General features: G+C 57.6%; 10 protein-coding genes. All 10 read right to left on the bottom strand.

What is annotated here, in order from left to right; genetic code table 11:
- Nucleotides 1-34: 34 nt before the first annotated feature.
- Entirely contained in the window at nt 35-436 is a 402-nt protein-coding gene (locus IPM58_01065; protein MBK9305697.1) for a hypothetical protein, read from the bottom strand.
- 208 nt (nt 437-644) lie between these two features.
- Nucleotides 645-788: a hypothetical protein gene (locus IPM58_01060; GenBank protein ID MBK9305696.1), complete on the bottom strand. Its 144-nt coding sequence runs from the start codon at nt 786-788 to the stop codon at nt 645-647.
- 197 nt (nt 789-985) lie between these two features.
- Nucleotides 986-1,246, bottom strand: coding sequence for a hypothetical protein (locus IPM58_01055; protein ID MBK9305695.1), 261 nt, complete (start codon nt 1,244-1,246; stop codon nt 986-988).
- A gap of 227 nt (nt 1,247-1,473) precedes the next feature.
- Nucleotides 1,474-1,788: a hypothetical protein gene (locus IPM58_01050; GenBank protein ID MBK9305694.1), complete on the bottom strand. Its 315-nt coding sequence runs from the start codon at nt 1,786-1,788 to the stop codon at nt 1,474-1,476.
- A gap of 545 nt (nt 1,789-2,333) precedes the next feature.
- Nucleotides 2,334-2,645, bottom strand: a complete 312-nt coding sequence (locus tag IPM58_01045) for a hypothetical protein (protein MBK9305693.1) — start codon at nt 2,643-2,645, stop codon at nt 2,334-2,336.
- Between the two features lie 155 nt (nt 2,646-2,800).
- Nucleotides 2,801-4,438, bottom strand: coding sequence for an acetolactate synthase large subunit (locus tag IPM58_01040; protein ID MBK9305692.1), 1,638 nt, complete (start codon nt 4,436-4,438; stop codon nt 2,801-2,803).
- A gap of 500 nt (nt 4,439-4,938) precedes the next feature.
- Nucleotides 4,939-5,115: a hypothetical protein gene (locus IPM58_01035; protein MBK9305691.1), complete on the bottom strand. Its 177-nt coding sequence runs from the start codon at nt 5,113-5,115 to the stop codon at nt 4,939-4,941.
- Nucleotides 5,116-5,218: 103 nt separating this feature from the next.
- Nucleotides 5,219-5,728 (bottom strand): ATPase, encoded by a 510-nt coding sequence (locus IPM58_01030; GenBank protein ID MBK9305690.1) that lies wholly within the window; start codon nt 5,726-5,728, stop codon nt 5,219-5,221.
- Between the two features lie 118 nt (nt 5,729-5,846).
- The gene (locus IPM58_01025) at nt 5,847-6,026 is read right to left on the bottom strand and encodes a CBS domain-containing protein (protein ID MBK9305689.1); all 180 of its coding nucleotides are present in this window, start codon (nt 6,024-6,026) and stop codon (nt 5,847-5,849) included.
- Between the two features lie 314 nt (nt 6,027-6,340).
- Nucleotides 6,341-15,142: a hypothetical protein gene (locus tag IPM58_01020; GenBank protein MBK9305688.1), complete on the bottom strand. Its 8,802-nt coding sequence runs from the start codon at nt 15,140-15,142 to the stop codon at nt 6,341-6,343.
- Nucleotides 15,143-15,325: the final 183 nt, after the last annotated feature.

Below are 15,325 nucleotides of genomic sequence, written 5' to 3'. Positions count from 1 at the left end.
TACCCAGATAGTCATTTCAACCGGAAGCGACGCGCTACTTCTTTGTTCCACATATCTCGACAGTTGCTTCAACTTGACCATCTCTTGGACTGACCATCAACAACATCCCCTTATGCGCTACAGCTCTCTTAAATCGAGTCGCATAGCCCTCATCGTATGGGTGTGCTTCGATCGTGGTCTCGCCGCTTTTGCGATCGTATACACTTTCAAGGACGAAGGCCTCCACAGTTTGCGTGCCATTCAACCGTGGTTTGCTCATGACGCGCCAGAATCGCTTCTCCTGGTCGAGCATCCTATTCGAAGTCTCCAGGGTGGCATTGGAACACAGCTTCACACCTTTCGAGACCTCCACATACTCACCTCGATCGATGAATTGAGCAAAGCCTGACAAGGGAGATCCGATCACAATTACAAGAACCAGTACATACATGGACATAAAATCCTCCTTCAGTAAGACAGCGGAAATCCATTCATGCGTGACCAATCGGATTAAGAATCAGTTCATGTACAAGTTCCTGTCTAGTTGTTACTCAACACTCGCTCAGTCGTTCCCGCCACAGTCGAGGCTATTTCCTGATGTCTAGCCGCTCGCACACAGAGGGAGGGCACTCTTACACCGGGACTCCGAGCCGAGCATAAATCACTCACAGAATCTCCTTCCGCTTCTGCAAATCTTCCCGCATCGCCTGATTATCGGTGTGCCCTATTTCAGTCCTGAGGTCTGAAATCGTACTCTTGACCGCCCATAACAATACCTCCTGCTCTTGTGGTACCATCTCCAACTGCATACGCTCCTCCTTCTTAAGAAGTTCTTCAGAAACGTTCTCGTCCACAACGCTCGCGTACAAATTCAGTCGAGCGGCCAGCGAGCCGAGTTATAATGTCTTATCCTGAATGAGCCTCTTCCCTGGCACCTTCTCTTCGGTCATTAACACCACTCCTGAAACAGCATCGACATAGACCGCCATAATCGCTTCTTCAGTGGTTAGGATTTCGACATTCCACACGGTCTTGTCCCCCTCTTCTCCAGTCTCGCCTCGAGAGCTTGACCCGCGATGCTTCCCAAAGCCGTCTCCACCGCTCCCGCAATCGTAATCCTGGCAGAAGTCGCCATGGTAGTAACTTCCACCCCCTTGAGTTCCCCTTTATCAGGGTTCCAGACCATTTCACCGACAATCCCCGCTAAGCCAAGCACCATCCCTGCAATCAAGATGGCTCGCCATATCGTGTAGCTCTTGTCCGTCATGGCTGTCTCCTTCATGCCTGGCCTAAGATGTAGGAGCATGACCGCAAGGCCCTCCGCGCGATCACGCTCACTCCGCCCACCAACGACCCCTCGAGATATGTGCATGGTGGCCGCCCTACCAACAATCACCATGTACTGGCCAGATTCTATACCCTGCTTCTACTCATTCCTCCACCTGCAACAATATGGGTTGCTTGGCAACCAAACCATGGGCTTAGACTTCTGCTTTATTTCTTTGGTATCCGCATGTCGTTTTTGGCCGGCTGTTCAACCGCCCCTTTCGACAATGGGTCGACACTTTGGGCTTCCGGTATCCTGGTATTCTGAGGGTCAATCAGCGACAAGCCCATAGTTGTATCGCCGGACTTCGCGGCCTCCTCAATAGACTGGCTATAGGTCAAATGTTTCCGACCTGTATCGTAGGCAAACTCTCCGCCAGACGGATACCCAGGATGCTCGGGCAACATCGCAGGGTTTGCCATGGCAAGCCCGGTCATTCCGAGACACACAAGTCCCAGCATGGTAATTGTAAAGAATCTCATGTTGAACACCCCCTTCGTTGAACACTCCACCGCTTCCTCGCTCGATAGAAGACGATCCCGATCTGTGACCGAGAGGTCGCCTCTCTCATCACGAAGACAGACTGTAGTCCCCAAGATCAGTCTATGAGGGTACCCTCACCAGACCATCGAACCTCATCGGGACTCTGGCGTTGAAGCGGCGGAGACTGAGGAATCAATCGCGCTGGGAAGGATACGGGAAGCGCAACGGATGGGACAGTCAGCGAAACTGGAACGTCAGAGCTTGAAACGAACACGCCATCGTTACGTTCCTAACTTTCATGGCGTCCAAGAATCAGCGAACACTTCACTTGGAGAGTCATCTCCTCCCTCCACAATCCATTTTACGCAGGTTTACTGTATATGGTCAATCTCTATCTCCATAATCTATGTATTAGCTTCTAATGTTCACCATTTATGGTTAAGCAGAGAAGGCGGGTATCGCGTCTAGTGGATCCTAGCCAGCCACACCGCATGCGCCGTGCACGGTGCGCTCCGATGGATGAGAGGCGTCCAGAGCAAACACTCTATTTCTGCTTCCTGCACACCTCCACCGTCGCTTCCACCCGTCCGTCTTGGAGGCTGACCATGAGGAGCATCCCCTTGCGCTCAGGATCTCTCTTGAAGAACGTGGCATAGTCCTCATCATCTCGGCGTTCCTTGATCGTGGTCTCACCACTTTTGCGATCGTACTGGGTTTCAAGGACAACTGTGGCGACGGTCTGCGTGCCATTCGCCCGCGCCTTACTGGTGACTCGCCAATAAACGTTCTCTGGATCAAGCATCCCTTTCAATTTTTCCAGGATGACGTTGGGACACAGCTTCGTACCTTTGGCCACCTCGACATACTCGCCCTTGTCCACGAATTGAGGGAAAGCTGATAATGGCAACCTGTGACAATTGCTAGAACCAATAGATACACGAACATGTGAGCTTCCTTCGTGAAGGGGTGTGAAGCCATCTGGTGCGATCCAGACAGACTGAAAGAGAACGGCTAGGGCACGCGTTTCAGATGCTCGGTCATTCGAAGATTTTCTCCATAATCCACCGGACAATCGATCACGGCCGGACATGCCGAGTTGAACGCTTCATGCAAGATCGGCGTGAGCTCGGATGGGCCTTTCACTCGAAATCCTGCGGCGCCAAAGGCCCGCGCGTAGGCGACCAGATCGGGATTGTCGAATTCCACGGACGAGGTGCGGCCGAACCGGAGCATCTGTTTCCACCGGATCACACCATAGCCGTTGTCGCGCCAGACCAGGATCACGAGCGGGAGTTGCAGCCGAACCACAGTTTCCAGCTCCTGGGAGTTCATCAAGAATCCCCCGTCGCCTGTCACAGCAACGACTCGGCGCGTAGGGAAGAGCAGTTGAGCCGCTACCGCCCCTGGCAATGCAATCCCCATCGCAGCAAAGCCGTTCGAAATGATGCAGGTATTGGGAGCCTGACAAGGAAACATGCGCGCCATCCATAGCTTATGGGCTCCGACATCGCACACCACCAGATCGTCCGGAGCAAGAGCGCTCCGGAGTTCGTGGATGACCTGCTGCGGGCGCAGCGGCCAGCCGGGAGTATCGGCGTATTCGCTGTGCAGACCGGAGACGACGGCCTCGCGTCCTCGTTCGCCCCACAACGGATCGAACGCAGTCATCCCATCCGCGATGCGGTCGAGTGCCTGCCCCACATCACCGAGCACCCCCACGTCGACGACGTAATGCGCATCAACGTCCGCCGGAGAGACATCGACGTGTATGATGCATTTGTCTCGGTTGGGATTCCACAAGCAAGGCGCGTATTCGACAAAGTCATACCCGATGGCCACCACCACATCAGCCTGTTCGACCACTCTTGCGGCATAGTCCCTTCCCGGAAACCCGATCGTATACAGCGACAGGGGATCGCTATCCGGCACAATCCCTTTGCCCATGAAGGTGTGCACCACCGGGATGTTCAGCCTCCGCGAAAACCGCCGGACTGCATCATCGGCGTGTCTGCGCACCACACCGTTGCCGGCCAGGATGAGTGGTTTCTTGGCTTCTGAGAGCATGGCAATGGCTCGCGTCACTTGTACGGATGAGGGCTCGGGTACACGTGGTGATTGGACCCGGAGCGGAGGGAGGGCATCCGATTCTCTGAGTCGCTCGGCTGCCACATCTTCGGGCACTTCCAGATGAATCGCTCCGGGCTTTTCTGTTTGAGCGGTCTTGAACGCCTTTCGCACTGCTTCGGGGATCATCGTCGGCGTGGCGATCACACCATTCCACTTGGTAATGGGCTTGAAGAGTGCCTGCAAATCGATGTACTGGTGCGATTGTGCATGCTGACGTTCTGTGGACACCTGCCCGCTGATGGCGACCAGTGGAGCATGATCCAGGTTGGCATCGGCCACGCCAGTCATCAAATTGGTCGCCCCTGGCCCGAGTGTGGACAGACAGACTCCGGCTTTTCCGGACAGTCGCCCATAGACATCCGCCATGAACGCAGCACCCTGCTCATGACGCGTCGTGACAAATCGAATCCGAGAGCCTAGGATGGAGTCCATCACATCGAGCGTCTCCTCGCCTGGCACGCCGAACATGAACTCCACACCTTCGTGTTCGAGACAGCGTATCAATAGATCGGCAGCGTTCACGGGATCCTTTCCACTCACGCCAATTGAATGCAGCAAGAATAAATATCGACAGATGAATGCAACAGGACTACGGTGAAAAGCAGGCCGCTCCCACGAGCCGGCCGATGGACAGCCACCTTGTCAAACCAGGAGGCTCCGCACTCGATCACCCAACATCATTCGTTTAGATCAACGACCTGATGAAGCAGCGGATTACAACCTCCACCACAGCCCGTCTGGTTGAGATGGGCTTTCGTTGTTTCCGCCGCTTCTTTCGTAGCCCAAAGGGAGAAGGAAAACTCCCGACAGGGAGCAATTACAGCAAATGGTCCCTCCCCACTGAGCCATCGGGCATGACTTCCCCACCTCTGCGTTGCTTTCATACGCCAAGATGACGTGGCCATATTCTTGTCCACCTTCTGGATCAATCATTGCCCGAAGGGTGATGGGACACGATTCGTCAGGTAAGCCACCTCGGCCTCCTGAAGTCCGGTGCCCTCGCGTCCAGAGACGAGACGATCTCAGCCGATGCCTTTGAGCCGGTCAAGAATTGCCAGCAGGACTTTCTTTCGCTTCTGCAAGCCTTGCCGCATGGCCTGGTTGTCGGTGTGACCAACCTCGGTCCCGAGGTCCGAGATGGCACTTTTGATCCCCCCTGACAATACCTCTTGCTCCTCAACTGTCAGTATCAGCTGCATAGGATCCTCCTTCATGAACCTCCCTCTTTCTGCGCACAGAGACCGAACAGGAGAGCAGGCAGAAGCTCCACTGCCTCAACCGACCGGCAGAGAGGTCCGGTTCTTACCCATCCGCTGAGCTCTCCCAGTTCGCCCGAAGCAGATCTTCGTTCTCCTCATAACGACAGGTCAATGTCCCACGATAGGCGTGATGCAACGCCTCGCCGATATGCCGCGCGAGATGAGGGTCGGTCGTGGTGATGAGCACTCCTTCAGGTGCGTCGGTCTGCTCTTCGATCTTGATGATTCGAGCCAGGGGATGTTCGGCCTTCAGGCGAGCCTCTTCATTCCGGGCGAGCCCGAGCACCTGATCTCGATGCCTGACGACGATCTCACCGGTCAGCAGCAGCATCCCGCTCGGCGCATGGTCACGGATCCGTTCACAGGCAGGACACATCACCTCCTGACTGTCCGACGGCACAGGACCCCACACCCACCGCCCCTTGTGGTAGACCGCCTGACACTCACGACAAACCGACGGCTCCCGAAGTTTGCCCTTGGCTTTGTATCGGTCGTACTTTCGAGGGCGAACCGATCGATCTTTCTTCTCTCGAGGATGATGTGGTGTCGACATGTTCCATCACTCCAGCACGTGAGAGATATCCGACAAGTCCGGCTGGATCTAGCGCTCCAACGAGGCGCTGAGCAATCCGGTGTCGGTTGAACGTTCGCTCGAAAACAATCGCCTCTCCTTAATCTTCGCCTGCAGTACCGATACCAATCCAGGCTTGCAGAAGATCGTGTCGGGTCACGGAATAGGCAATTCTTCCGTTATGTTTCACCGGGAGATGGAGCAGCCGTTTGCCCTCCATCGTCTTCACGGCTTCTTCGATCGCGGCCTCGGCTGTGACGGCGACTCGATCGTGGACCATGATATCTTCCGCCGTCAGATGAGTAAGATCTTTGCCGGCTTCCAGTGCACGGAGAACATCACACTCGCTGATGAATCCGATACACTCGTTGCGATCATCAGACTCTTTTTTCTATTTCACCATAGCTCATGATGCTTAAATACGTACTTATTGCACGAGCGCAGATCATGCCAATTCGAACCATCGCACATTCAGGTGATTGAGCGAACCAAGACCACCGAGAGCGATACGCCGTAAGGTGAAACACCACCTAGGAAAGAACGCGGAGGTATGAATATTGCCACAAAGGCTAACCATGGTTCCTCACGCACGGATCATCCGAGCACGACGCGAATCTGGTGGGTTCCGCAGACGACGAGCGGGATATTCGTATTGGCAGTCGACGCAACGCCATCGAGCTCGATCGACGTCACGCCGCGGCTGACATGGCGCGGATTTTCCACCGTGATATCATAGACGGCCGAATGATACCGAAAACGAATGGAGCATCTTGGCCAGTGGCGTGGAACACAAGGATCAAGGGAAAGTGTGGCGCCACGCAAGCGGAAACCGAGCATCCATTCCGTACCGGCCCGATAAAGCCACCCAGCTGCACCGCTGTACCAGGTCCACCCCCCACGGCCGACATGCGGCGGCTCTGCGTACACGTCACCGGCGACGACGTACGGCTCGACTTTATATCGCTGGACGCTCGCTCGGGAGGAGATCCGATCGATGGGATTCAGCATACGGAACAACTCGCCAGCCTTGTCTCCGTCACCTAGGGCCGCGAACGCCAGCACGGTCCACACGGCCGCATGGGTGTATTGGCCACCGTTTTCCCGAATGCCGGGGACGTAGCCTTTGATATAACCGGGATTCCTCGGCATCTGATCAAAGGGCGGCGTCAACAGTCGGATCACCCCGTCTTGTCTGTTCACAAGATGCCGATCCACTGCGGCCATGGCGCGCGCGCCACGGTCAGGATCTGCCGCTCCGCTGATTACCCCCCAGGATTGCGCAATAGAATCGATGCGGCATTCCTGGCCTGCCGTGGACCCGAGTGGAGTCCCGTCATCGAAGTACGCACGGCAGTACCATTCCCCGTCCCATCCGTTACGCTCGATCGCGGCCTTCAACGCACTTACATGGAGTCGCCACGTTTCAGCACGAGCCCGCTCACCACGCTGAGCCGCCACCTTGGCGAACTCCCACAGCACCGTATGCAGAAACCACCCGAGCCAGACACTTTCCCCCTTGCCCTGCTGGCCGACACGGTTCATCGCGTCATTCCAGTCCCCGGTACCCATGAGCGGAAGCCCATGACTGCCGACGACAAGACTCCGATCCAACACACGTGCACAATGTTCAAAGAGAGTGGCGCACGTCTGGGATACGCGTGGTTCAAAATAGGCTTCAGGTTGCCCATCGGCCAATACTGGGCCTTCCAGAAAAGGCACCATTTCGTCCAACACGGTCGTATCGCCCGTCACTTCAAGAAACTGGATCACCGCGTAGGGTAACCAGATCAGATCATCAGAAATGCGGGTCCGCACACCACGTCCGGATGGAGGGTGCCACCAATGCTGCACGTCACCCTCGATAAACTGCCGCGCCGCAGCCCGCAGCAGATGTTCGCGTGTGACATCGCGTGCCGCCACACTCAGGGCCATGACATCTTGAAGTTGGTCACGAAATCCATAGGCCCCGCTCAACTGATAAAAAGCCGCACGGGCCCAAATGCGACACACCAGCGTCTGATAGAGCACCCAACGATTCAACAGAATATCCATGGCGCGCTCCGGCGTATGGACCTGTACGACACCCAAGACGTCATCCCAGCGGCTGGTAACCTCGCGCAACAGCGCGTCCAGGTCCGTCCTACGATAGCGCTCCAGTAACAGACGAGCCTGTTCTCTTCCTGCTGTCTGGCCGATGAACCAGACGATCTCCACGCGTTCGCCTACTTCCACGCCGATCGAGAGTTGAAGCGCCGCGCAAGGGTCGAGACCGGCACCGACCCTGCCGGATAACGGCCCGCTCAGTTCAAGTGCCAGTGGATCTTCAAGAGTCCTATTGCGACCTATAAATTCCGCGCGATCACCGGTCCACGATGTCTGCTTCCCTGCAAGATCGGCAAACGCGATGCGCCCACCAAACTCACCCGCCCACGCATTCCTCGCAAACAGCGCACCGGTCTCAGGATCGATCTCCGTGACCACGTAGGGATGGGAATCACTCCGGGAACTCCCCAGTACCCACTCGGCATAGGCCGTAATGGAAAGACGTCGCGAGCGGCCAGACATATTCTTCAGTGTCATTCGAGAGATCTTGATCGAGTCTTCAGGCGGCACAAATTGCAGCAATTCTGACAGGATACCGTGTGAACCATGATGGAAACGGCTATAGCCTTGTCCGTGGCAGGCAACATAGGGTGCTGGATCGTCACGAATCGGCAGCGCCGTCGGACTCCAGACCTCCCCGGAATCGTCATCGCGAATATAGAGCACTTCTCCTGACGGATCGGACACCGGATCGTTCGACCAGGGCGTCAGCTGATTTTCGTGGCTGTTCAGCGACCAGGTGAACCCGGACCCGGACTCAGACACGAGAAACCCAAACGAGGGATTCGCAATCACGTTAACCCAGGGTCGCGGGGTGCGCAGGCCTTCACCGAGAATGGTGACATACTCGCGCCCATCGTCCGCGAAACCACCAAGACCGTTGAACAACTCAAGCTCCCGCTCAGGCAACGGCACATCCAGGCGTTTTCGGGCACGCCGTATGGGCCGTGTCGGTGGGGAAGGACTGTGCCGGCGCTGTAGTCGAGTCACCTGCTCCGCCAACGTGCCACGCCGGCTCAGCAGAACGACCCGGGCCACCTGCTGCATCAGTTTCCGATCGTGTGCCGAAAGTAGGTCGGTCCGCAGAAGGTAGATATTGCCCCGTACGCCGCCGGTGTCGGGGCAGAGGCGCAACTGACTTCCGCGCACCAGCGCCTCCAGCGACCCCTGCAAATTCTGCTCGTAGGACGGCGGCTTCTCGTTCACAATAATCACATCGGCCGATACTTGCCGCATTCGCCAGTATTCATGTGCCCGCAGCAATTGCCGGATGAGATCCACGTCCTCCGTGCGATCGATAGAAGCCAGCACAATGGGCAGATCGCCGGAAATACCATGTGCCCACAGGAACGCACGGTCCAGCGTGCTGTGAACGAGCGTGTCCGAAGACGGCCGCAATGAGGCATCAACATATAACACCGCATTCGCGAGCCGCTGGAAGAGCTGAGCTTCGTCGGTCCCGATGCCGAGGTGATGCAGTTGGACTTGCGCTTGCGTCCACGCTAGTGAGACGGCTCGCTCAAACACTCTCGGATCACTGTACTTGTCGGCCAACTCCAACACGTGATCGCGGGCTGGGCCGACGATCGTTGAAAACACCATGCGCACAGTCCCGCCCGACGGAACCCGCACGGTACGGCGCAAACTCATCACCGGATCTAGTACAGAACCGACGGTATTCGAGAGGGGCCGACCATCGATCATTGAGACCGCGGTACGGGTATGCTGCCCACGACCAAGAAACCGGGCCCGATCCGTTTCATACTGGAGGGCACCCACGGTATCTCCCTCGACCACAACCACCTGGGCCACCCACACCGTCGTCTCTTCATCCGATCGCCTGCGACGCGTGGCGAGCAGCGCGCCGATCTCCGGCACGAATTCCGTCTGCACAAAGAGATTGCCAAAGGCCGGATGTGCCACATCGGCGGCCTGTGGAGCCAGAGACAACTCAGCGTAAGACGTCACTTCCAGATCGCGTGCACTGCTCCCCAAGTTGGTGACGGACATGCGACGGACTTCGGCATCGTCTTCGGACGACACGACCACCTCGAGCGTCGTGCTCCAATCGCCATCCCGTCGGATAATCTCAGCCCGTTCTTCGGAAAAGGACACCTCATAGGTGTCGGCCTCGACGCCACTGGGCTGATACCCGGCCGACCATACAGACCCAGTGAGGAGATCGCGAAGAAAAATATACGAACCCCAGCAGTCCCGCGTCGCATCCTCGCGCCAGCGCGTCACCGCGATATCCCGCCACCGGCTATATCCTGATCCGGCTGTGGTCAACATGACGGCATACCGTCCGTTAGACAGCAGATGCGTCCGCGGGGCCTCCTCATGCGGGGTGGTAAATTGCCGTATGACGGGCGGAATGAGATCGCGGACGTGGGACGCGGCAGCGACTTCTTCTGCACGTGGACGTGTCACCGGCACGTCGCGCGGAGTCCGTTCCTGGAGCAAGAGTTCAGTAGCCCGGACGATCGGCTCGGCATGAAAACGGTTCCTCATCACTCCATCGTTCAAGACATTCGCGATGGCGATTACCGTCATCCCCTGATGATGCGACATATAGGCCCGCACGATCGCCACGTCTTTACCTTCGGGTACCCGTGTCCCTGTATAGTCCAGTGCTTCATAGAACCCGTAGGCTCCCCTCCCTCCGGCCTCGGCGAGGCGCCCAAAGCCTTGCGTGGCTTCCATGGGATTGATCATCGCTGCGAGTGCCGTGGCATAGGGCGCTACGACCACATCCTCACTGAGGCCTCGTTTGAGTCCCAGACCCGGCACACCAAAGCTGGAATACTGGTACGTCAGGTCGAGATCGCGCGCATTATAGGCCGACTCGGAAACACCCCATGGCACACCTCGCTCTCTACCGTACTGAATCTGCCGATGGACGATCAGTTCATACGTCCGGCACAGCAGGCTGCCTGACGGGAAACGCATCACCAACGCCGGCATGAGGTATTCGAAGATAGAGCCAGACCAGGACACGAGCGCCGAACCGTCTCCCACGGGCGTCAGGGCACGGCCCAGGTGAAACCAGTGCGATGAAGGCACGTCGCCCTTGGCGATGGCGATAAAGCTCGCCAGTCTGGCTTCTGACGCCAGCAGGTCGTAGCAACTTGGGTCCAGGCTGTTCTCCGGCACGCAATAGCCGATGGACAACAGTTTGCGGGTCGGATCGAAGAGAAACGCGAAATCCATGGCGTGAACCATGCGCTCCGCGTTCTGGGCAATCGCTGTGAGACGACAAGCCAAGGCCGTGACATCCGTAACCGAGCGCTGTATGGCATCAGCCAGTAGCGCGATCCTCGCGAGACTCACCCGATTCTGCGACAGATTGTTCAGTGCGTCTTCCCGCAGGCGGTCCAGCGCACGAAGCGCAGCCGTGAACCGCTCAGGTACAGCTGCCAGCGTAGGAATGGGATGAAAGAACGGCTCGATAACTGCCCACTCCGGCGATGGTCCCGACGGATGGTCGAACAGAGCCGCCCGGTCTTTCGTACTGAAGCGGACCCATGGAAGGAACAGCTCCACATCACGGAGATGACTGTCCACGCACGCCCGAACCGCATCCGCCCAGACACCCAATTCCCCATCGGACTCATCACCGCGCTCCTGGCCCATGGCCTGAGCCATATCGGAAACCGTATGTGACAAGACGGTGAGTTTTCCAAATCTAGCGGTCCAGCCGCCTGCATCGACCGGTCTCGACAAGAGCGCCAGGGCCAGCTCATCGACGGCGTCGCTCAACTGCTTCCTGGTCACCGTGTGGGTCTGTCGCTGATCAGGAATCTTCTCCAACGCATCGCGTAACAATTGGATGGCATCATCAATTCCGGCAAACAAATTGCTTTCGATGGTTGAGTGTTGAATCCGCTCGCGACATCCGTTCCCCACGACCAATAAATGCCCCGCGAGATTCCCACTATCGACGGTGGACACATACTTTGGATCCAGCGGACGAAGGGTACGTGTGTCATACCAATTGTAAAAGTGCCCAGAAAGAAGCTCGAGACGGCTCATCGTCGCCAGCGTGGCTTCCAGTCGTTGAGTCACATCGAGCGTCCCCAGCCATCCGAGGTCACGGGCGGCCAAAGTTGAGAGCAGATAGAGCCCGATATTGGTCGGCGAAGTCCTGTGGGCTACGACGGGTTTTGGATCTTCTTGGAAATTGTCAGGAGGCAGTGCATGGTCCTCGGGAGCCACGAACGTTTCAAAAAACCGCCAGGTCCGGCGTGCAATCAATCGGAGCTTCCGTGCATCGGCTGGAGAAATCGGTTCGGCCCCGGTAAGTCGAGGCGGCAGACTGACCCACCGTGCCACAGCCGGAGCCAAGATCCAGAGCAGCACGAACGGAGCGGCCACAGCCCAGGACTCATCGCGCCCGAATACTACCACCGCACCGGCTGCCACCACGGCAAGCACCACACCACCCGCCATGCGCCGATACATTCCTGTCAGGTTGCACCTGTACGCATCCTCAGCCTGAGCCGCGGTGACCCACTCCAACATCCTCCGGTGCGTGAAGACAAGCCGAGCGAGAGTACGAAGAACCGCATCCGTCATGAGCCATGCCTGATGTGCGAGGAATATCACAGTCATCGCAATCTGCCTGGCGGCCAACCTGAGGTCGTTGCCCAACCCACGAAAATGTGTACGCAGGGCCACGCCGGGACGGCGTGGATAGAGCCCAAACACGAAAGATAATAGCGATGGAATCGCCATCGTGGTCAGAATGAACCCCGTCCAGACCCAGACAGATTGCTCCGGCAACACCCATCCAACGATGAGTGTCAGAAACGCCGCGGGGGCCGACAGGGTACGGCGGAGGTTGTCGAAGATCTTCCAACGGCCGAGGGCGGGAATGACCACCACGCGATGCGGCTCAGATCCCGTATGTCCTCGCCCGAACAGCCAGGGCAGTAGCTGCCAATCGCCGCGCGCCCATCGATGCTGCCTTGCTGCGGCCGCTTCATAGTGGGCGGGAAACGCTTCGAACAGCTCGATGTCAGTCGCCAGTGCTGCGCGCGCGAACAGGCCTTCAAAGAGATCGTGACTGAGCATCGCATTGTCCGGCACCTTGTCCGCCAGCGCCGCCTCAAATGCATCGATCTCATAAATGCCTTTGCCCGTGTAGGACCCTTCACGAAACAAATCCTGGTACACATCAGATACAGCCGACGCGTAGGGATCGATCCCGCTGGGTCCAGAAAACGTCTGCTGAAAATACGAGCCCTCGCCACTGCCGGGAAGCGACGGTGTAATCCGCGGCTGCACCACTCCATATCCCTCGAGCACACGCCCGGCGAGCGGGTCGAATCTCGGCCGGTTTAGGGGATGCGCCATGGTGCCGATCAACCGGTGCGCGGCTCCACGCGGCAACCGCGTATCGGCATCCAGTGTGATAACGAATCGGACTGAGGGAATCACTTCGGGGACCTTCCCGCCAACGGAGATGAAGGTGGTGGTCATCGAACCACGTAGGAATTGATTCAATTCATGCAGTTTGCCTCGTTTCCTCTCCCACCCCATCCAGACGCGCTCGGATTCGTTCCAGACCCGCCTGCGGTGCAACAGCACGAAACGCGCTCCGCCCCCGGCCGCCGGGCCGTACCGCTTGTTTAGATGGGCAATTCTCTCCACTGCAGAGGCCAGCAGTTCGACGTCACTCGGCATACTTTCGCTCGGGGCGTCTCCCCAGTCTGAGAGCAAGGCAAAGCGCAGGTCATCGTCTGAATTTGCCAGATAATGAACTTCCAATCGCTCGATCTGTTCATCGATGCCCTGCCGGCTCGTCAGCAACGTAGGCACCACCACGATCGTGCGCAACTCTTTAGGAATGCCGTCCCGCAATGCCATCCGGGGTAACGACCGCGGACCGAGGATGGCCATCACCGTTCGATTAATGAGCGCCATGGCGAGATCCGAGGCCGGTACGAACGCCATGAGACCGAGACACACCAGGCCCGCGACAGTCACGCCAGTTTCGGCGGCATACCACAACGGTACGGCTAGGACCATGGTGGTCCCGACCGCCACCGATCCCAGATAGCTCGGTGCGGCCCCCCGGACATACCAACGCAGCAGCCGCTCCTTCCAGGACACCCGGTAGCCGAGTTCTCGTTCAAACGCCCGGCGCCCACGCGAGATGAGGTAATAGCCGGGGTCCATGTGTCGTTCCCGCTCCGGTTGCTTTCGCATATGCGGCTCACCCCCTGCCTGCCTGGCACGGGTCACGACACGCGTGGTCACCTCAATTTCGGAAAGACCCGTCCCGCGTGCAAGATCCTCGATCGCATGGCGATACATATCCCGTGTGACAAAGTCCATCTCGGTGTAACGGGGATCGGTCCGCAGGATCGTATCGATCGGGCTGACGCTTTCGAAAAAGTCTGACCAATCAAACGCCGAGGTCAGCCGCATACTGGTGATGATATTGCGCACCGTCACGCTCATGGCCGCCTGTTGCTGATGCTCGGTATGCACCATGTCGTCGGCGGTGGCGCCCTGCGCGGCCAGGCGTTCGTCGAGCCACCGCAAGACCGGACGCACCTTCGGGTCCAGATCACGCAGTCGCTGCACCAGCTGTACGGCAAAGGCAGTGGCGAGCGACTTACTCTCAAAACGACGGAGTGCACTGGACGGAAACTCTACAGCCAAGGCTCCGCTCCCGAACAGGCTATCCGCCAGTTCATCGGCTTCCAACCGAGCCTTCCGACTATGGACGATCCGCTCGGCCAGCCTGCGAAGATTCTCCACCAGCACGACACGCAACGAGATCGCCACCGCCCACAATTCACCGATCGTCAGCGGTTGTACGCGTTGATACGCCATCACAAAGCGACGGAGCATGTCGGGGTCGAAACGACTGTCGGTGTGGGCTACGAATGCCCAGGCCACTCCAACGACCCGTGGGTAATTCTGCAAGTGACCCGACGTAAGTTTTGGCAATTGCCTGTAATACCCAGGAGGCAAATCGTCGATGATCTCGCGAAGCTGTTCGTCGACAATATGGAAATTATCGACAAACCATTCATCCGCGGGGGTAATCGCTTTCTCATCGCGAATCGTACGAGCGATAGCCTGATACGACTCCACCAAGACGCGTTTATTATCAAGGACTCGTGGCGTGAGTAACTGGCCCACCCGTGCATCATCGCTGACGACCTGTGCCACCGCGAGACTTGCCGCATGTTGTTCGAGCCGTTCGACACCGAAGAGCTCGGCGCGAATCGGTTCTTCCAGTTCGATACTCTTGGCAACAGGTGAAAACATCATATTCATGGGCTATCCGACCAACTCTGGCGTCATCAGGATGACTCAGTTGCAGAAACACACCAACAGAGCGAGTGTGAGGTCATCGACTGTGGTAACGAGAGGGGACTTTATCGATCATCCTAGGCATCGGACATGACGCTGTTTCAGCGAGAATGCGCGCGGAGAAGACGACCGAGCTTAGGAACTTGA

Origin of the sequence: Nitrospira sp. (assembly GCA_016715825.1) — a bacterium.
Taxonomy (GTDB): Bacteria; Nitrospirota; Nitrospiria; order Nitrospirales; family Nitrospiraceae; genus Nitrospira_D.
This window is presented reverse-complemented; position numbering and strand designations above follow the sequence as displayed.